The sequence below is a fragment of the Pyrococcus sp. ST04 genome (genome assembly GCF_000263735.1).
Taxonomy (GTDB): domain Archaea; phylum Methanobacteriota_B; class Thermococci; order Thermococcales; family Thermococcaceae; genus Pyrococcus.
This window is the reverse complement of record NC_017946.1, coordinates 1,474,015-1,491,447: the sequence shown is the minus strand read 5'-3', so window position 1 is coordinate 1,491,447 and position 17,433 is coordinate 1,474,015. Positions and strand designations below refer to the sequence as shown.

The 17,433-nt window shown below is 41.0% G+C and carries 19 protein-coding genes; 8 read left to right on the top strand and 11 right to left on the bottom strand.

What is annotated here, in order from left to right; translation table 11 throughout:
* Positions 1-5 precede the first annotated feature (5 nt).
* Positions 6-1,367, bottom strand: a complete 1,362-nt coding sequence (locus tag PY04_RS07880; RefSeq protein ID WP_014734599.1) for an ABC transporter substrate-binding protein — start codon at positions 1,365-1,367, stop codon at positions 6-8.
* Positions 1,368-1,492: 125 nt separating this feature from the next.
* Here PY04_RS07880 and PY04_RS07875 point away from each other — a divergent pair, with 125 nt between their 5' ends.
* Genes PY04_RS07875 through PY04_RS07865 form a run of 3 tightly spaced genes read left to right on the top strand, consistent with a single transcriptional unit; the run spans position 1,493 to position 5,353 of the window.
* On the top strand, positions 1,493-2,554 hold the full coding sequence (locus PY04_RS07875) for a TrmB family transcriptional regulator (protein ID WP_014734598.1): 1,062 nt from the start codon (positions 1,493-1,495) through the stop codon (positions 2,552-2,554).
* Positions 2,551-3,255: a beta-phosphoglucomutase gene (locus PY04_RS07870; protein WP_014734597.1), complete on the top strand. Its 705-nt coding sequence runs from the start codon at positions 2,551-2,553 to the stop codon at positions 3,253-3,255. Before PY04_RS07875 ends, PY04_RS07870 begins: the two co-directional genes overlap by 4 nt.
* Complete coding sequence (locus PY04_RS07865; RefSeq protein ID WP_014734596.1) at positions 3,239-5,353, top strand: glycoside hydrolase family 65 protein; 2,115 nt, start codon at positions 3,239-3,241, stop codon at positions 5,351-5,353. Before PY04_RS07870 ends, PY04_RS07865 begins: the two co-directional genes overlap by 17 nt.
* On the opposite strand, the gene PY04_RS07860 is transcribed toward PY04_RS07865, so the two are convergent.
* The 3 genes from PY04_RS07860 to PY04_RS07850 all read right to left on the bottom strand — a co-directional run bounded on the left by PY04_RS07860 (position 5,336) and on the right by PY04_RS07850 (position 7,859).
* A complete protein-coding gene (locus tag PY04_RS07860; protein WP_014734595.1) occupies positions 5,336-6,028 on the bottom strand; it encodes a metallophosphoesterase in 693 nt (230 codons plus the stop codon). The two genes, PY04_RS07865 and PY04_RS07860, sit on opposite strands and share 18 nt — an antisense overlap.
* Positions 6,029-6,144: 116 nt before the next feature.
* On the bottom strand, positions 6,145-6,552 hold the full coding sequence (locus PY04_RS07855) for a hypothetical protein (protein ID WP_014734594.1): 408 nt from the start codon (positions 6,550-6,552) through the stop codon (positions 6,145-6,147).
* 47 nt (positions 6,553-6,599) lie between these two features.
* Entirely contained in the window at positions 6,600-7,859 is a 1,260-nt protein-coding gene (locus PY04_RS07850; RefSeq protein ID WP_014734593.1) for a radical SAM protein, read from the bottom strand.
* Between the two features lie 62 nt (positions 7,860-7,921).
* On the opposite strand from PY04_RS07850, the gene glyS reads away from it, so the two are divergent.
* The gene (gene glyS, locus PY04_RS07845; protein WP_014734592.1) at positions 7,922-9,637 is read left to right on the top strand and encodes a glycine--tRNA ligase; all 1,716 of its coding nucleotides are present in this window, start codon (positions 7,922-7,924) and stop codon (positions 9,635-9,637) included.
* A gap of 14 nt (positions 9,638-9,651) precedes the next feature.
* Here the strand turns inward: glyS and PY04_RS07840 are convergent, their stop codons facing one another.
* Positions 9,652-10,065, bottom strand: a complete 414-nt coding sequence (locus tag PY04_RS07840) for a DUF356 domain-containing protein (protein ID WP_014734591.1) — start codon at positions 10,063-10,065, stop codon at positions 9,652-9,654.
* A gap of 167 nt (positions 10,066-10,232) precedes the next feature.
* On the opposite strand from PY04_RS07840, the gene PY04_RS07835 reads away from it, so the two are divergent.
* The gene (locus PY04_RS07835; RefSeq protein WP_014734590.1) at positions 10,233-10,709 is read left to right on the top strand and encodes a pyruvoyl-dependent arginine decarboxylase; all 477 of its coding nucleotides are present in this window, start codon (positions 10,233-10,235) and stop codon (positions 10,707-10,709) included.
* Here PY04_RS07835 and PY04_RS07830 read toward each other — a convergent pair.
* The 4 genes from PY04_RS07830 to PY04_RS07815 all read right to left on the bottom strand — a co-directional run bounded on the left by PY04_RS07830 (position 10,703) and on the right by PY04_RS07815 (position 13,906).
* Positions 10,703-11,485 carry a 7-cyano-7-deazaguanine synthase gene (locus tag PY04_RS07830; protein WP_048056109.1) on the bottom strand — a complete coding sequence of 261 codons (783 nt, stop codon included), beginning with the start codon at positions 11,483-11,485 and terminating at the stop codon, positions 10,703-10,705. The two genes, PY04_RS07835 and PY04_RS07830, sit on opposite strands and share 7 nt — an antisense overlap.
* Before the next feature lie 139 nt (positions 11,486-11,624).
* A complete protein-coding gene (locus PY04_RS07825) occupies positions 11,625-12,374 on the bottom strand; it encodes an MBL fold metallo-hydrolase (RefSeq protein WP_014734588.1) in 750 nt (249 codons plus the stop codon).
* A gap of 25 nt (positions 12,375-12,399) precedes the next feature.
* Positions 12,400-12,699: a DUF2103 domain-containing protein gene (locus tag PY04_RS07820; protein ID WP_014734587.1), complete on the bottom strand. Its 300-nt coding sequence runs from the start codon at positions 12,697-12,699 to the stop codon at positions 12,400-12,402.
* 55 nt (positions 12,700-12,754) lie between these two features.
* Entirely contained in the window at positions 12,755-13,906 is a 1,152-nt protein-coding gene (locus PY04_RS07815; RefSeq protein WP_014734586.1) for an inositol-3-phosphate synthase, read from the bottom strand.
* A gap of 289 nt (positions 13,907-14,195) precedes the next feature.
* On the opposite strand from PY04_RS07815, the gene PY04_RS07810 reads away from it, so the two are divergent.
* Genes PY04_RS07810 through PY04_RS07800 form a run of 3 tightly spaced genes read left to right on the top strand, consistent with a single transcriptional unit; the run spans position 14,196 to position 16,337 of the window.
* Entirely contained in the window at positions 14,196-15,641 is a 1,446-nt protein-coding gene (locus PY04_RS07810; RefSeq protein ID WP_048056108.1) for an RtcB family protein, read from the top strand.
* Between the two features lie 44 nt (positions 15,642-15,685).
* Entirely contained in the window at positions 15,686-16,039 is a 354-nt protein-coding gene (locus PY04_RS07805; RefSeq protein WP_014734584.1) for a ribonuclease P protein component 4, read from the top strand.
* 43 nt (positions 16,040-16,082) lie between these two features.
* Positions 16,083-16,337, top strand: a complete 255-nt coding sequence (locus PY04_RS07800) for a hypothetical protein (protein ID WP_237710118.1) — start codon at positions 16,083-16,085, stop codon at positions 16,335-16,337.
* On the opposite strand, the gene PY04_RS07795 is transcribed toward PY04_RS07800, so the two are convergent.
* Both PY04_RS07795 and minD read right to left on the bottom strand, forming a co-directional pair.
* Entirely contained in the window at positions 16,331-16,576 is a 246-nt protein-coding gene (locus PY04_RS07795) for a hypothetical protein (protein ID WP_014734582.1), read from the bottom strand. The genes PY04_RS07800 and PY04_RS07795 overlap by 7 nt on opposite strands.
* On the bottom strand, positions 16,573-17,355 hold the full coding sequence (minD, locus tag PY04_RS07790; RefSeq protein ID WP_014734581.1) for a cell division ATPase MinD: 783 nt from the start codon (positions 17,353-17,355) through the stop codon (positions 16,573-16,575). Before minD ends, PY04_RS07795 begins: the two co-directional genes overlap by 4 nt.
* Positions 17,356-17,433 lie beyond the last annotated feature (78 nt).

Below are 17,433 nucleotides of genomic sequence, written 5' to 3'. Positions count from 1 at the left end.
TACACTCATCCTCCGAGTTCTTCTTGTACGACCTGCTTCATAATTTCTATAGCCTCGTCAACACTTATTTCTCCCCTCATCGCTGAAGCCATTGCGTCGCTGAATTTGCTCTCTAACGTCCCTGACTTTGGCCCCCAGATGAAAACTATGAGTTCCTTGTACTGGGGTATGAAGGAGAGAGTTTTCTTATGCTGAGGCCATAGATTTGGATCGTTTTCGAAGCCTTTTATGCTAGGTAATGTATGACCAGCCTTAACTACCAACTCTTTTTGTCCCTCTGGACCTACAACAAATTTAACGAACTCCCAAGCTTCTTTTACATGTTTTGACTTTGAATTTATCCCCAAAATGACTGTATAGGCCATTGTGACTCTTCCTTTCTTTCCAGCTGGAACTGGGGCTATGTCCCAGTCTTCTCCATATTTGAAGTTGGGGAACTGATCTGCAAGGAAGGGTATCATCCAATTTCCACTTATTACCATAGCAACCTTTTGCTGCCCAAATGCATCCCCTAACCATCCAGCTCCTACGTCGCTTGGTTGCACAACATATGGTTTCTTACCGTTTTTAGTCTGCTCAACATACCCTACCCTGTACAGATCGATATACCATTTCAGGGTCTCCCTTACGATAGGATTGTCAAACCAGGAGGCATCTTCTGGCTTTTCGAACCAAGGTCTTGGAGCCCCGTTGCTTACTGCAACTGGTACGTACCTATTGAATCCTCCAACATATATTGCTAAGCCTGGAATCCCTGTCTTTTCGGTGATTATCTTTGCGTATTCTAGGAGCTCGTCCCAGGTTTGTGGGGGTCTAGTTAGTCCTGCTTTTTCAAATATCTTCTTGTTATAGAACAAGGCTAACATACTCCAATCTTTTGGCAAGCCATAGAGTTTTCCATCTTTTTCGAAAGGCTTTAGCAGGAATGGATAGAACATATCAACGAACTCTTTGCTTGCAAGTTCAGAGACTGGGTATAGGGCATTTTTGTCTATGAAAATTGGAGCCCAAGAACTGTCTACATAAAACACATCTGGTGCAACTCCAGCACCGAAAGATGCAAGAATATTCTCGTGGAACATTTGTGGTATAACCTCATACTTGACCTTTATGTTGGGGTACTTTCTCTCGAACTCTTTGATTATCTTCTCATAGTTCTTCATCTCAGTCTCTCCGGCACTCCAGCCAGCGAATCTTATAAAGACTTGACTTTGAATTTTTGTCTCAGTTTTTGTCTGGACTTGGGTTTGGGTTACTGTTACTGTCTGGGGAGTTTGAGGAGTTTGTGTTGTCCCTCCTATACATCCTAATCCAACAATTGCAAGGACTAATATGGAGACTAACAAGATTGTGGAAATTCTCTTCATGAATAATCACCCCTAGGGGGTCTTCAAATTTTATACTACAATGATTTTATATAAACTTTTCTGTAATAATTACAATAATGCTTATATAGTAAGAACTTGATAATTATGAAGGTGGGGGTGAGAAGTTGTCAATAGTCCCGACGATTATTGAATCCCTTCAAGAACTTGGGTTAACAAAGAGAGAAGCCGAGGTATATGTCACAATATGGAGCAAAGGAGGAGCAACCGTCAAAGATCTGCTCGATACCTTAGATGTTCATCAGCCTCAACTGTATAATATAATTCAGAGTCTCATAAGGAAAGGATTCATTAAGGCTTCAGCGGGAAGACCGAGAGTATATACTGCGGTTGATATTGGAGCCATAATAGATGTTCAAAAAATGAAACTAGACTCGTTAAAGAGTTCCCTAGTTAAAGAGCTTGAGTACTTGAAAACGGTAAGTTCTAACGAAGAACCATACATTTCTATAATAAGAAGTCTTGAGGGCATTATTGCGGGCATAATAGAAGTCATAAATTCTAGTGAAATTGAACTAAGGCTTGAAGTACCTTATCAAATCTTCAAAAAAGTTGAGGATTACATTCTAAATGCCGTTAGAAGGGGAGTAAATGTATATGTTCTCGTTTATCCTGAGAAAGTGGCGTTCCATGATGATTTCAAGAAGCATTCAACCAATGTCAGAATAAGGGTGTCAGAGTTGGGGAATTTCCTTCTAGTCATAGGTGACTTATCAAAGGCCATCTACTCTAAAAGAAGATTCTTCAGTCCAACAAAATTACCTCCATCTTCAACGGAAATCTATGGGTATGAAATTCATGAAAAGGATCTCCTCCTACGTCTTTTAAACATCCACAATGTATTATGGAGAAAGGCAAAGGAGGTTATAGGATGGAAACCAGGAACTGATGTTTATCCCAAGGATTTCTTGGAGTTTTCTCTCGTACTAGATGAACTAGAGTCTCTTCTCAGAATGGGCTACTCACCATATGTAACGGTGGAAGGTAGGGATGTAAGGGAAGGAACTCCAATCAAGCTTTTTGGCAGAGTTAGAGGGATTAACAAATCAGAGATCATAAGTAACTTCGTTCTGGAGACAGAAGAGGGGGTATTTAGTGTTGGCGGTTTCGATGCAGAGGTTGAAGATATAGAGGCTCAGAAAGTCACAATAGAGAGGGTTGAGGGATGATTGGAATTATTTGGGATTTTGATGGGGTTTTAGTTTTCACGCCTCATGAGAAGGCATGGAAAATAGCCACTGAAATGTATGGGGCCACTTTAACCCATGACTTTTTTGTTAAGTATGTGTCGGGTAGACCTAGATATGAGGGGGCTGCAAATATACTTTCTCGTCTTGGGATATATCAAAAACTAGGCGTCAAAACTGAAGAAGAGAAGCTAAAGCTTCTACTGGAGTTCGCTGAATTAAAAAATAGAATTGTTAACGAAATGTTCGAAAGGGGGGAATATGAGGTAAACTGGGAAGCAATTAAATTCCTACTCGAAACAAAAGAGAAAGGAATTAAGAATGCTCTTGCTTCAGCATCTAAAAATGCAGAAAAGCTTGCTCGGAAGATAAAGGTTAATAATAAATCTCTTCTTGAAATATTTGACCTAAATGTTAGTGGAAGAGCAGAAACAAAAGAAGATGTGTTTAAACTAGCTAAGGAAGAATTGAAACTAAATTTTCCAGAAATTAAATATTTCTTTGTTGTTGAAGATGCTCCCTCTGGAATAAGGGCTGGAAAAGCTATTGGAGCGATAACATTAGGGTATGAGAGAGAATCATCTCTGGAGGAGGCGGATTTTAGATTTTCAAGTTTTGGAGAGCTGTCAGTAGATACTCTTCTCTCCCTTATTGGAGGTGGTGGGGATGGAGATCACCGTTGAATATATTGGAAAAAATCCAAAGGAGAAAGAACATTCCACAATCTTCACATTATCTAATGGGTATTTTAGCATTAAGGGAGATTTGGAACTTGAGCAATCAGAGTTTGGGACAATTGTTGCAGGAGTCTATGATTACACACCGTACTTCTATCGAGAAATAATAAATGCTCCAAGGGTTTCTGGATTGTACATACACTTAGATGGGATACCCTTTTATCCTTCGGCTAGAAACTGCAAAGTAAAGAGGACATTAGACCTAATTAATGCCGAACTTAGAAACATGGTTCTACATGACCTTTTAGAATATAAGAGCACCGTGATAGTTCATGGAAAGGAAAAGAATCTCGGTTTAATAAAATTTGAATTTATTCCTAAGTTTTCTGGGGAGATAATCCTAGTGAACCCTATAGAAACTAACACAACGAATCCCTCTTATACAGAATACATCCGGGTGAAGCATTATCAAACAATTAAAGTATGGGAAAACGATCTTGGAATTTATTCTGAGGTTCAGACTTTGGATGGCAAGTATAGGTTAGAGTTTGGGACGGGTCTTTATTCCCCCTATGACAACGTTGAAAGAGAAGTAGTTCGTGGAAAGGACAACATAAGTGAAATCAGTAGGATTAGAGTTGAGAAGGGTTACAAATACGAATTTATAAAGTACATCATTGTCTCAGATGGAAATGCTGAAAGGTTAATGGAGAAATATAGAGGAGAAAGTATTGACAAGTTAGTGGATAGTCATAGGAAATATTGGAAGAACTTATGGGATACCGCAAGGGTTGAAATCGAGGGTGATGAAGATCTTGAGTTGGCAATAAACTTTAATATATTCCATCTCCTTCAAGTTGCTCCATACTCTTCAAAGGTTTCAATCCCGGCAAGAGGTTTACACGGTTTTGGATATAGGGGCCACGTTTTTTGGGATACGGAAATATATGTCTTGCCATTTTTCATCGCAACTTTTCCTGAAATTGCAAAAAGAGCTCTTCTATATAGGTACAATCTTCTCCCCGAAGCTAGGTTAAATGCGATGAAAAATGGTTTTAAGGGAGCCCAATACCCCTGGGAGTCTGCGGATGATGGAAAAGAGGCAACACCTGGAGAGATTCCGCTTGACATGATTGGTGAGAGAAAAATTAGGATATACACTGGGGAAGAGGAGCATCACATAACTGCTGACATAGCATATTCTGTAGACTTGTATTATAAGTTCACATCAGATGACGATTTTATGAAAAACTATGGACTTGAAATAATAGTAGAAACAGCCAGATTCTGGGCCAGTAGAGTAGAGAAAGAGGGGGATACATATGTAATAAATAGGGTAATAGGTGCAGATGAGTATCATGAACATGTGAATAACAATTTCTTTACGAATCTAATGGCTCGCCGTAACTTATTGTTGGCTGTTAAGTACTGTAGGGATGAAAAGTTCAGGGAGAAGGTCAGAGAACTTGGTGTTTCTGATGAGGAAATCTGGCAATGGGAAGAAATTGCAAGGAGGATAAAAATCCCAAAGAAAGTTGGAAACGTATATGAGGAATTTGATGGATACTTTGAACTAGAAGATTACATTTTGGAGGATATATTTGAAGTGGGTGAAGGGAGGCTTCCTTTGAGAATAAGGGAGAATCTTCAAAAAACAAAGCTAGTAAAACAAGCCGATGTAATTGCTGCAATGTTTCTTCTGAGAGATGAATTCACAAGGGAGGAAATGGAATCAAACTTTGATTATTACATAAAGAGAACGACTCACGCCTCCTCTCTTTCAATGCCTCCCTATGCTATAGTAGCTTCATGGATAGGAAGAGAGGATATAGCGTATCAGTATCTTTTAAAATGTGCAAATGTTGATCTAGAAAATATCTATAAAAATACATCAGAGGGCCTTCACATTGCAACTGCTGGTGGAGTCTGGCAGGTAATATTCTGGGGGCTCTGTGGAGTTAAAATAGATGACAATTCAATTAAAATTGAAAATCCAGTACTTCCAGGGAAAATTAGGAAAATAAAGTTGAAACTGAAATATAGGGGTAAGAAGTATCTCGTTGAAGTTAGTAAGGAGAGGTCAAAGTTAATACCCCTCGAATAATCTTTTTGCAAGGAAAGCTGGCAATCCAGCGTCTATTATTTTGCTGGCTGCAGTTTCGACATCGTATTCGACTCTAAAGAACTCTACCTTACCATCTTCATATAGGAGTGCATAGCTTGCCCTCCAGTCCCCATCCCTGGGTTGGCCTACTGCTCCAGGGTTAATAACTCTCCTTCCCCTTATATCCCTCAGCATTGGGACATGGGTGTGTCCAACCAATAGGTCGTCCTCCCTTATATACCTAAGGCAGTCGGCAAACTCAGAATCCGGGAGCCACGGAAACAGGTATTCATCTAGGGGAGCCCTTGGAGAACCGTGAACCATATGATAGCTTCTTTCTCCATATTTGAAGAAAAGCCGTACTGGAAGTGATCTTAGAAACTCAAGGTTTTCTAGTGTCATTACCTTCTGATGCCATCTGACGGCCTGCCTCGCATAAGGATTAAAGTGCCAGTCTGCACCAAATGCTATTGCATTATCGTGGTTTCCCCTAATACATAGAACCTTACCCTTCTCAATATACTCTCTCATAAACTCAACTACTTCATTTGGGCTGGCTCCGTACCCTACCAAGTCACCAAGGCAGACAATAAATTCTGCATCCTTCACTTCTCTCCATACCGCCTTTAGGGCTTCATAGTTTGAGTGAATGTCTGAGATTATTGCCACGACCATTTGTGCTCACCAAAATCAGCCCTGGCTGTATTCCTCATCGCCATATGGCTCAGGCCGTAGGGAAAGTTCATCATAAGCCCGCCATTAAAATATAAGAGAGGGAAATTTAAAAATTTTCAGAGAAACGCGAGTAGTGAAAAGCCCAGTAGTGCTCCTAAGATTATTCCCGCTATTATGGCTATCACAAATGCTAGCAAGAGGGCTATAAATGCTTTGATCCATCCAGTATCGAAGACTGTTTTTACTATCCATAAACCAACGATGAATAAGAGGATAAGGGCAATTAGGTGCCCTATTATTGGGATGAAGGAAAATATCAGGCCGAATATTAGCCCAAATATTGGCATTAGAATTACGAGGAGTAGTGCAGCTAAAAATGACCTTCCGAATGTGGCCTTTTCTATACCAGCAAGCTTTGCTCCTAAATATAGGAAAACGGCTTCTATGACAAGGTACACTATGAACGCCACTACCAACGCTCCAAAACCTAGTGCCAGAAATGTTCCGATTCCATGACCCATCATTTATGAACACCTTTATGACTGCTCATGATTTTTCTATAATAACTTTTCTAAACTTTCGTTCCAACGTAAATCCCATGCCTAGTTCTAACTATCCTTACTCTTATTTTGTCACCAACCTTAGCATCTGTATTTATAACTTGAATGAGCCTATTTCTTGCCTTGGCAATCATTTCGCCCTCAATCCTTCCAGGGAGAACGACTTCCGCTTTAACGACTTCTCCTCTTTTAAATGCTAATGGTATAAAGGGCCTTGGGTGCATGCCAAAATGGTGGGGCTTTAAAACTAGAGGCTTCATGCCGGTTTTTTCTTCTAGCCTTCTAAGCCATTCATAGAATTCTTTGAAAGGTATTGGTTTTGCTATTGTTGGATTTCTTCCAAATTTATAGGGTATGTAATTTTGGAACCCTAATGCTGGCCATCTCTTCCCTGCACCTATTTTTCTTGCGAACTCTATGAATGCTTCCGCTTCATTGTCATTAATTCCAAATATAATGACGGGAGCTATTAGAACATCTATCCCTGCATTTACCAACGCTTCTGCCATCTCAAGGACATGGTTAAGATCATAGTTCTTCATTCCCATAAGCATCTTCGCTTTCTCAGGATCTAAGGAGTGAATAGAGAGGTTGATCCTATCAAGTCCAGCTTCGGCCAGTTCCTCAATTAACTTGTCATCAAGGAGTACTCCATTACTTTGCATTGAGATGACGGAAACATTTGGATGATCTCTTAGGGCTTGAACTAGCTCAACTATGAAAGGATATATTAGAGGTTCTCCCTGGGCATCTAAATGCGCTTCAAGGCCTTTTCCCTTCTGCTGTGCGACCCAGTCAAACCATTTCATGAGGTAGTCTATGTCAACCACAAAATCCAGCTTCCTAGTCCTTGAGTATGGCCCCTCGTCAACTGAGCAGAAGATACAGCTCAAGTTACATCCTGTTGATCCCCTAACTTGAATTAGGTTTGTTCCTCTGTCTATCAGGCCGAAAGCATTATATCCGAGAAGTGGAATATCCAGACCTTCATGTATGTACAGTATTCTCCTTCTTGTATACCTATTTTTCAGCCTACTTCCCAGGTAGTTTTGAATGAAAAATGCTACAAACTTTTCTATTTCCTCATTGTCAGTGTTGAGTACTAAATAACCTTCTTCGGCTTTAACTTCTACGTTAGCTCTGAATTTCCTTTTTATTGCTCTTTCTATTTCTTTTTTCTCATAGTCAGCTATTAGAGTCCTTCTCCAGACTAATCTAATCTTATCTCCAACGTCTTCAAAGTGGGAATGTGGAAGTTTCAACTTTATCATATCGCCAACACATATAGACAAAGCTTTTTAGACCTTAGCCTTCTTCAGTAAGGGGTTTGGCTATGGGTGAGAGGTTCGATAAGTATGAGTATCTTCAAGACTTGATGAGAAGGAGAGGCTTTGCATGGGGAAGTTTTGAGATTTATGGAGGAGCAAGAGGGTTTTACGATTACGGCCCACTGGGGGCCACTATTAAGAGGAAAATAGAAAAGAAAATTAGGGAAGCGTTTATTAGAGAGGGATTCTTTGAGATAGAAACCCCCGATATAACTCCCGAACAGGTTTTTATAGCTAGTGGCCACGTTGAGAAGTTCGTTGATCCTCTAGTTGAATGTAAAAAATGTGGAGCTAGGTTTAGGGCAGATCATTTAATTGAGGAAGCATTGGGAATTGACGTAGAGGGCAAGAGCGCGGAAGAAATGACCAAAATAATAAGGGAGCACAACTTGAGATGCCCAGAATGTGGAGGAGAGCTAAGCGATGTATGGTATTTCAATTTAATGTTTGAAACATACATTGGCCCCTATAAGGATAAGAAGGCCTATTTAAGACCAGAAACTGCCCAGGGTATATTTGTGAACTTCAAGAGACTTAACGCTTTTGCGAGGAATAAGCTTCCTTTTGGAGTGTTCCAGATAGGAAAGGCATATAGGAATGAGATCTCCCCAAGACAGGGGATGATAAGGCTTAGGGAATTTACGCAAGCAGAGGTAGAAATATTCTTTAACCCCGAAGAAACTGAACATCCTCACTTCGACGAAGTGAAGGATGAGGTGTTAAGGCTATATCCAATAGAAAACCAACTCAAGGATCTTGGAATGATAGAGGTTACAGCGGAGGAGGCGGTTAAGAAAGGCTATGTTATGAATACATTCTTTGCATATTACATGGTCATGATAAAAAGGATTCTCCTGGATATAGGCATTCCTGAGGACAAAATAAGGTTTAGGCAACAGCTACCTGAGGAAAGGGCACACTACTCTGCTGATACGTGGGATGCCGAAGTTTATAGTGAGAGATTTGGATGGGTAGAATGTGTGGGATTGGCCTATAGAACCAACTATGACTTAAGCAGGCATATGAGAATGAGCGGGGCGGATTTGACTGTAATGATTCACTATGATAAGCCCAAGATAATCAAAAAGCTTCAAGTTTCTCTAAACATGAAGAAGGTTGGTCCAAAGCTCAAAGCTGATGCAAAGAAGATAAATGAAAAATTGAGGTCGATGAGCCAAGAAGAGCTTAGAAATATCGTTAAGGAGCTTGAGGAGAAGGGTAAAATAGTTATCGAGGGTTATGAGCTTGATAAAGATGACTTCATTATTAAGGAAGTTGAGGAAAAGGTAACGGGTGAAAAGATAGTTCCACATGTACTGGAGCCGAGTTTTGGAATAGACAGACCTTTCTATCTGCTTCTCGAAAATTCCCTCACTGTGGACGAGGATGGGAGGATCTATCTAAAGATAAAGAAGGACATGGCTCCAATAGAGGTTGCGGTTCTTCCTCTAGTTGCAAAAGAGCCTTTGACCAGTATAGCTTATGACCTCTACAGAACCCTCCAGAAAGAGGGGTTTATAGTTGTTTACGATGAGAAAGACAGCATTGGAAAAAGGTACATGAGGTACGATGAAATAGGAACGCCATATTGCGTTACAGTTGATAATCAAACTCCCGAGGATGGCATGGTAACGATAAGGGATAGAGATACGAGAGAACAGATAAGGGTGAAAATTGAGGAAGTTCCAAAGAAGCTTAGAGAGCTTATATTTGGAGGATGACTCCTTTTTGTTTTTTAAATCTCTTCATCACTGTTCTCCTCGAATTCAATTTCAATGTTCTCTGGCCTTTTGACTTCTTTAGGTGGGTGAAACCCCTTAAGCTCCTTAAATGTCCCCCACAGCCTTAATAATTCTCTATGCACGTGTGTTCCAACGGGTATTACAATAATGTGTGCAGGGGGATGTATCTCTCTTATTCTGCCAATTGCCTTTGAGGCCGGTAAATCTATTTGGGCAACTACATGGGCTTTAACTTTCTTTCTAGGCTTTTCCCCAACTATCTGTTCGAACGCCCAGTCTGACAGTGCTGGAGGGATTATCCTTGGTTTCCCTCTGATTTTCATCCCGCCATATCTCACCAAATCTGCCAAGGCTGTCATTGCTTTTTCAAAGTTGTCGGTTCTTATCAAAACTATCGTGTTTAGCATTAATATCCCCACTTTGGATTAAATAGGGCATGTTTAAAACTCTATGGTCTAGAGAAGCTCCAGTAAAAAGGTTCTGTTTTTAATTAGGACAGCTTAAATTTGCGAAACATTTAAAAGATAACCAGCAACTTACCCGTTTGGCGAGAGTTCTAAGGGGGTGTGAGGAAATGAGCTGGACAACTCCAAAAAAGGCTATAATGCTATCTGCAACGGCGGAGGGCGGGACAAAACTCAATGCCTTTGACAATGCACTTCTTAAGATGGGGATTGGAAATGTTAACCTCGTAAAATTGAGTAGTGTGATTCCCGCCCATATAGAGTGGCTTGACGAACTCCCAAAGAACATTCCAATAGGGATGCTTCTCCCAACTGTATATGCTCACATAGAAAGCGATGAACCGGGATCAACAATAAGTGCTGCTCTTGGGGTTGGAATAAGCGAGGGTAATGAGGGAGGATTGATATATGAATATGCGGGTTATTGTACCAAGGAAGAAGCCGAGGAGATGGTAAAGAAAATGGTTGAGGAAGGGTTCAGAGTGAGAGGCTGGAAGCTTAAGGAGTTTAAGGTTGTTTCGGCTGAGATAACCGTGAAGGATAAACCCGCTGCAGCCGTCGCTGCTGTTATAATGTTCCCCTACTGATACTTCCCTATTATCCTTTTGACTTCCTCAAGAACCCTACTATTGCAGTTCCAGCACATAATTTCAAAGCTTGGAACTCTGACACTTACCCTAATTCTTTCTCTTCTGGCAATCTTGCTGACTTCGTAGTTAATCTTAAACGCAAGATCCATAAGCTCTTTCGTTATCTTCTCTTCCTCGTCGATATACTGAAGAGGACACCCCTCTCTCCACTGTCTTCTTCTACCGTGTTCGTACATTCTATAGGGCTTGATATGGGCTTCATCCGCCATTCTTTCAATGTCCACTGCTTTGTATCTAATAAGGGGTCTAAAAATTGGTATTCCAATTTTTGGTATCTCACAAAGTCTTATGTCCCCAGGGCATTGGTCAAGTAGAGTTCCAATTATCTTATCATTTGCGTTATCCCCTTTGGCTATTAAACCAAAGTCATTGTTCAATGCAAACCATTTTGCATTCCACAACATGATCTTTTTGCAGTGTATGCATATTGGACCTTTTTTTCCGGTAGCTTTTTGAAGAAGGGCATCTGTTATATTGATTAGATAATGCTCAACACCAAGAGATTTTGTAAACTTCATTCCCCATCTAACAACTTCCGGCCAGCTCCATTTATGGAAGAACGTTAGGGCAGAAACATCATATCCTGCCTTTTTCAGCAGGTAGAGTGTTAAACTTGAGTCTTTTCCCCCAGAGAATAATACGAGAATTCTCTCATTTATGATTCCAGTTTTCTCTCCAAACTCTTTTGCTTCCTTAATAGCTTTTTCAAGCATGAAAAAAGAACCGCCGGCGGGGTTAAAAAGTTTGGGGGCCATTTTCGTAGTGTCGGCCCCCTGGGGGTCCCGACGTCATCGCAACCCTTAGTACTCGTCGGGCGATATATTTTTTCCTTAAACCCTTATTTCCTTTTCGCTACACATAGAAGACCATTCCATCATAGGCCACAAGAACTTTATCCCCCCACCTTCCCCTGACATACCTCACTAGCTGAAGGAATGGGAGATTTTTGTGGGAAATATGACTCAGTATCGTTCTTTCTGCTAGTTTTATTCCTATCCTTGCCGCTTCATCAACGTTGTTGTGATAGGGATCTTCGAAGCCTGGTGGATACGTGGAATCTACTATTGCCAGTCTAATGGGAGTTTTATCCTCAAAGAATTCCCATGTCTTTTCTGGAAGTCCTTTTGTATCATATAGAAGGGCAATTCCCTTTCCGTCTTCCTCTGTGTAATACCCTAATGTTTCTATTTGATGGTTAAGCTTTATCGCTGTTACGGTTATTCTTCCAATTTTGACTTTCTCTCCGGCTTTAATTATTACTGGCTTCAGGTTTTTTGGATCATTAAGTATGAGGGCGTCAGCATGTCCTTCTGGAGCGTAAAGCGTAGTTTCCATGGCAGTCCACCTGAGCTTGTACAAGCCGTATATATGGTCATGATGCCAATGGGTAAGGAATATTGCGTTCAAGGGAGTGTTTAAGAATTCTCTTATATCCGTTCCGACATCAAACAAAATTACTTCTCCATTTTCCCCAATTACTGCTAGGGTTGAAGGTTTTCTTTGAGAAAATCCAAATTTTCTTGCTTCATTGCATGTGGAGCAATTACATAAGTGAACTGGGATCCCTTCGCTTCCCCCAGTTCCGATGAAATAAACTATCATGGATTTTAAAATCCGTAATGGATTTTTAAGTCTTCCTCCACTTTTTTGCAAGTCTTTCTATTTCTAATTTTACTCTTTCCCTGTCTTTTTTGTCAACAACGAGGAAAACATCCTGAACGCTCCCATCGCTTTTTGCAACGATTTTTAATCCAGAATAGGTCTCTCTCGAGACCTTTATATCAAATCCCCTAGAATCGGAGGAATATATCCTTCCAGGAATCACCTTTTTAACACCAGGAATTTTTGCTATTTCTTCAAGCGGTTTCTCAAGTCCTTTGAGGAAATGGTGCTCTCTCTTAACGCCTTTTTTAAAATGTTTGGGCATGGTTTAAAATTAGAAAATAAAGGATTTAAAAATTGCTACCTTTTGGGAAGGAGTTTCAGAGGTACCTTGGTGGTAATCCTGCCCATTGCCTAAGCTTCTCATAGGCTATTATCCTTGGTATGTTCTTGGCCTCCTTTGGTCCTGGGTTCTTCATGTAGAATGCATTGACCTCGTAAACAGTTCCATATGCCTTCCTGTCGACTGCCATTTTTCCTAACCTTGCAAGGTCTACAAGGAGTCCTGCTAGTGCTGGGCTGTCATTGATTCTTCCAGTTATAACTAGTTCATCCCTGGCTCCATTGAAGCTTATGTATTCTATATGCATTGCTATAAACTTCTTATCTCCGAGAGGCTCAAGGTATCCAGTTGGCTTTATGAAGTGTGGGGCGTCATATCCTAGGATGTCCTCAACAACACTTGACTTGGTGTACTCCTTGCTCTTGTTCCTCTCTTTGTCCGTTAATGCAAGGAAGTCAGTGTTTCCTCCGATGTTGAACTGGGCTATGTCGAGTACGTGTCTGTTTCTCTGGGCCAGATGTGCCAAAACATCTGCGGTGAGTGGTGTCGCTCCGGTTGCCCCGTCGTCACCGAATATGACCAGGTTACTATCCTTTGCTAGTTCTACATAGGCAGGGTCATTCGCTATTAGGGTTGGTATTGCATTCACAAATGCCGCTCCCCCAACTTCCTTGGCATACTGGGCTGCTGCATAAGCGTAAACTTGGGTCGCTGTTAGCCTGTCCTTTTGTTCTTCTTTAATTGCCTTTTCAAGGTCTTCTAATTTGCCAAAAGGAACAAAAGCTTCCGTTGTGGGAACATTGAGAATGACATCAACCTTAAGTTCTTTCCACTCGTTGACGAGGTGATCAATTGCTTCCTTAAGTGACATTTCATCTTCGAGACCTGTTGCTTCTATTGGTAAGTTTCTTAAGCTCCTTAGGTGTATGCCTTTTCTTATAAAGACCTCTTTAAGGCTCTCTGGGACGTCTCCTCTCCAGTACCTCTGGACGACCTCATAGAGTGGGAGACCAATCTTAGTCTTGTCAACGTCATATGAACCCACTATTTGAATGTCCTCAACTTTAATTGGAAGTTCGTTTGCAAGTGGTATCCCATAATATCCAAGGTCTCCTCTCTTTATCCTTTCTAATCCTACTGCAAAAATGCTTGCAACGTATCCCTGGCCTATAATAGCAACCCTAACCATTTTTCGTCACCTCCTCAAGTTTTTAGAAAAATTCTGGCATATTGAAAACTCTAAAATTAGAAAGTCAGGTATTTATAAGAAATTACGGCTTATAAACTTTTCGCGAGAGAATTTGACAGATATATTACCAGAATTTAGTCTCTGAGGATTTTAACTGATTTGTTATTGTCAACTTAAAAAGTAACTTCGTTTTTATTTTTTGGTTTTGGAAATATTGCACAATATTGTGTATTTTTTGATCGGTTAATTTAAAAGATCAAAGTCTGACTTCTATTCCGGTGAGTGGGCAATGACCGTACCACTAAAAAGAATTGACAGGATAAGATGGGAAATCCCAAAGTTTGATAAAAGGATGCGAGTTCCAGGGAGAGTTTATGCTGATGAAGTCTTGATAGAAAAAATGAGAAGTGATAGAACTCTTGAACAGGCCGCCAACGTTGCAATGTTGCCAGGGATATACAAGTATTCAATTGTAATGCCAGATGGTCACCAAGGATATGGATTTCCAATTGGTGGTGTTGCAGCCTTCGATGTTAAAGAAGGAGTCATAAGCCCAGGGGGTATTGGTTACGACATCAACTGTGGTGTGCGTTTAATCAGAACAAATCTAACTGAGAAAGAGGTCAGACCAAAGATAAAGCAACTTGTCGATACCCTCTTCAAAAACGTTCCCTCTGGCGTTGGTAGCCAGGGTAGAATAAGGCTTCACTGGACGCAAATTGACGATGTTCTTGTTGATGGGGCAAAGTGGGCAGTAGACAATGGGTATGGTTGGGAGAGAGATTTGGAGAGGTTAGAAGAAGGAGGAAGGATGGAAGGTGCAGATCCAGATGCCGTGAGTCAGAGGGCCAAGCAGAGAGGAGCACCCCAGCTAGGTTCACTGGGCTCTGGAAACCACTTCCTTGAAGTTCAGGTTGTTGATAAGATTTACGACGAGGAAGTTGCCAAGGCATATGGCCTTTTTGAGGGACAAGTTGTTGTAATGGTTCACACTGGTTCAAGAGGTCTAGGTCACCAGGTAGCAAGTGACTACTTGAGAATCATGGAGAGAGCTATCAGGAAGTACAGGATTCCTTGGCCAGACAGAGAACTTGTCAGTGTCCCATTCCAGAGTGAAGAAGGTCAGAGATACTTCTCAGCAATGAAGGCCGCAGCAAACTTTGCGTGGGCAAATAGACAGATGATAACACACTGGGTAAGGGAGAGTTTCCAGGAGGTATTCAGGCAAGATCCGGAGGGAGACCTTGGAATGGACATAGTTTACGATGTTGCTCACAACATTGGTAAAGTCGAAGAGCATGAAGTAGATGGGAAGAAGGTCACTGTAATAGTTCACAGGAAGGGTGCAACTAGGGCATTTCCTCCAGGACATGAGGCAATTCCAAGGATATATAGGGATGTTGGCCAGCCCGTCTTGATACCGGGTTCAATGGGTACAGCAAGCTACGTTTTAGCTGGAACCGAGGGTGCTATGAAAGAGACCTTTGGAAGCACCTGCCACGGAGCTGGAAGAGTTCTCAGTAGAAAAGCCGCAACGAGACAGTACAGAGGGGACAGGATAAGGAATGAGTTATTGCAGAGAGGAATCTATGTAAGGGCTGCCAGCATGAGAGTAGTTGCTGAGGAGGCTCCAGGAGCTTACAAGAATGTCGACAATGTTGTTAAAGTCGTTAGTGAGGCAGGAATTGCAAAATTAGTTGCAAGAATGAGGCCTATCGGAGTAGCAAAGGGTTGATCTCCCTTAATTAATCCTTTTTGATTTTTAGGTGGGATTTAGAATTGGTTAGAAGAGATTGGGAGAAAAGGGAGAAGAGAAGGGTTGCTAAAGAAAGAATAGACACACTATTCACACTTGCTGAAAGAGTTTTCCCATATTCTCCTGAATTAGCTAGGAGATATGTCGAACTAGCCCTTGAAGTGCAGAAAAAGGCTAAAGTTAAAATTCCGAGAAAATGGAAGAGGAGATACTGCAAAAAGTGCCATGCTTTTTTAGTTCCTGGAGTTAATGCTAGGGTTAGGTTAAGGACAAAAAGAATGCCTCACGTTGTCGTTACATGCCTGGAATGTGGAAATATCATGCGCTATCCCTATTTACGGGAAATTAAAAAGAAAAGAAGACAAAAGAAACAATAATCATCCAAATCTTTAAATATCTCCTCTTATTTTTATATAGTTAATGGAGGTGACTAAAATGAAGATAAGACTTGCGTATCCAGATGCTGTAGTTGTTATTAGTGATGACAGCGTGTTGATGTTCAAAGGCAAGCTCATTGAGGCATCTCTTGAGGAAGTACTGTCATATGCCGAGTCAGGGAGTGGTATAATTCCAGATGAACTTAAAGAAATAGCCTTAGACATTTTGAGAGCTGTAGAAAGTATTAGAAGAATCGGGGAAATAAAGGAGAGAGCAGTTGGGGCTCTTGCTTACTGAAGCTCTTTAATTTCTTCTTCCAACGATTTCTCAAGTTGTTTCTCCCATTCAGTGACATCAAATTCTTCAAGTTCTGATTCTAGATCCTCCTTTAAATGAAGCACACGTCTCTTTAATTGGGTCTTTGTCTCTTCGTCATAAACTACATAATAGGGATTTCTCTTGGCAGAGAAGTACAGCATGAGCATTATTATATTGAAGAGCACTGAAATTAATAGAACAACTAGAAGCGAGTTCATCTTCTCCTCCCCCCAAATAATGCCCTAAATATTCTTTTCACGGGGCTCTCTGGCTCAGGAGGTTTCCATTTAATTCCGGCAAGTTTTGCGGCTATTTGTTTATATGCTATTGCGGCTGGACTAGTCGGGTTTTTAATTACGAGGGGCACTCCATAAGCAGAAGCTCTCTTTACCTCTGGATCTTCCGGAACAATGCCCATGACAGGAACTTCAAGCAGAGCTTCTATCTCCTCTTTACTGAGCTCAGTTTTCTCACTTGTGACTCTGTTTAGAATTGCTCCAAGGGGCAATGTACCAAGTTTCTCAGCAACAAGTTTAGTTTTTAGGGAATCCGTTATGGCGGCAATTTCTGGATTTGTGACTATAATAAGCTCTTTTCCAATAAGTAATGCCGTTACAGAAGTTAACTCAAGACCTGCCGGTGCGTCTATTAGAATGAAATCTCCCATCTGGCCAATTTCTCTTATAAGTTCCCTAAGTCTTTCGGGTCTGGCCTTTTTGACTTTCTCTAAACTTAATCCACCCGGAATCACTTTTACACCAGCTGGTCCCTCGTATATTGCGTCCTTTAGGTCGGCTTCTCCGGCTAAAACATCGTGAAGTGTCACGGGGATATCTTCCATTCCAAGAATGAGGCTGAGGTTTGCCATTGTTATATCGGCATCAATAAGTATTACTTCTTTTCCGAATTGAGCTAATGCAACTCCAATATTAGCAACAGTGGTGGTTTTACCTGTACCACCCTTTCCGGAGGCGAAGACTATTGAGCGACCTTCCACGTTAATCCCCCCAGTAGTGAATTGGAGTATCTTACCAGATTTTTGTACATTTAAGTTAAATATCTTTCTCTCTTCCCA

Excerpts from the sequence above, each read along its gene's own strand:
- PY04_RS07795 (WP_014734582.1), bottom strand. The coding sequence starts at position 16,576 with ATGAACTCGCTTCTAGTTGTTCTATTAATTTCAGTGCTCTTCAATATA.
- PY04_RS07830 (WP_048056109.1), bottom strand. The coding sequence starts at position 11,485 with ATGCTTGAAAAAGCTATTAAGGAAGCAAAAGAGTTTGGAGAGAAAACT.
- PY04_RS07835 (WP_014734590.1), top strand. The coding sequence starts at position 10,233 with ATGAGCTGGACAACTCCAAAAAAGGCTATAATGCTATCTGCAACGGCG.
- PY04_RS07870 (WP_014734597.1), top strand. The coding sequence starts at position 2,551 with ATGATTGGAATTATTTGGGATTTTGATGGGGTTTTAGTTTTCACGCCT.
- PY04_RS07880 (WP_014734599.1), bottom strand. The coding sequence starts at position 1,367 with ATGAAGAGAATTTCCACAATCTTGTTAGTCTCCATATTAGTCCTTGCA.
- PY04_RS07800 (WP_237710118.1), top strand. The coding sequence starts at position 16,083 with ATGGAGGTGACTAAAATGAAGATAAGACTTGCGTATCCAGATGCTGTA.
- PY04_RS07840 (WP_014734591.1), bottom strand. The coding sequence starts at position 10,065 with ATGCTAAACACGATAGTTTTGATAAGAACCGACAACTTTGAAAAAGCA.
- PY04_RS07850 (WP_014734593.1), bottom strand. The coding sequence starts at position 7,859 with ATGATAAAGTTGAAACTTCCACATTCCCACTTTGAAGACGTTGGAGAT.
- PY04_RS07815 (WP_014734586.1), bottom strand. The coding sequence starts at position 13,906 with ATGGTTAGGGTTGCTATTATAGGCCAGGGATACGTTGCAAGCATTTTT.
- PY04_RS07855 (WP_014734594.1), bottom strand. The coding sequence starts at position 6,552 with ATGATGGGTCATGGAATCGGAACATTTCTGGCACTAGGTTTTGGAGCG.
- PY04_RS07865 (WP_014734596.1), top strand. The coding sequence starts at position 3,239 with ATGGAGATCACCGTTGAATATATTGGAAAAAATCCAAAGGAGAAAGAA.
- PY04_RS07820 (WP_014734587.1), bottom strand. The coding sequence starts at position 12,699 with ATGCCCAAACATTTTAAAAAAGGCGTTAAGAGAGAGCACCATTTCCTC.
- PY04_RS07860 (WP_014734595.1), bottom strand. The coding sequence starts at position 6,028 with ATGGTCGTGGCAATAATCTCAGACATTCACTCAAACTATGAAGCCCTA.
- PY04_RS07810 (WP_048056108.1), top strand. The coding sequence starts at position 14,196 with ATGACCGTACCACTAAAAAGAATTGACAGGATAAGATGGGAAATCCCA.
- PY04_RS07825 (WP_014734588.1), bottom strand. The coding sequence starts at position 12,374 with ATGATAGTTTATTTCATCGGAACTGGGGGAAGCGAAGGGATCCCAGTT.
- glyS (WP_014734592.1), top strand. The coding sequence starts at position 7,922 with ATGGGTGAGAGGTTCGATAAGTATGAGTATCTTCAAGACTTGATGAGA.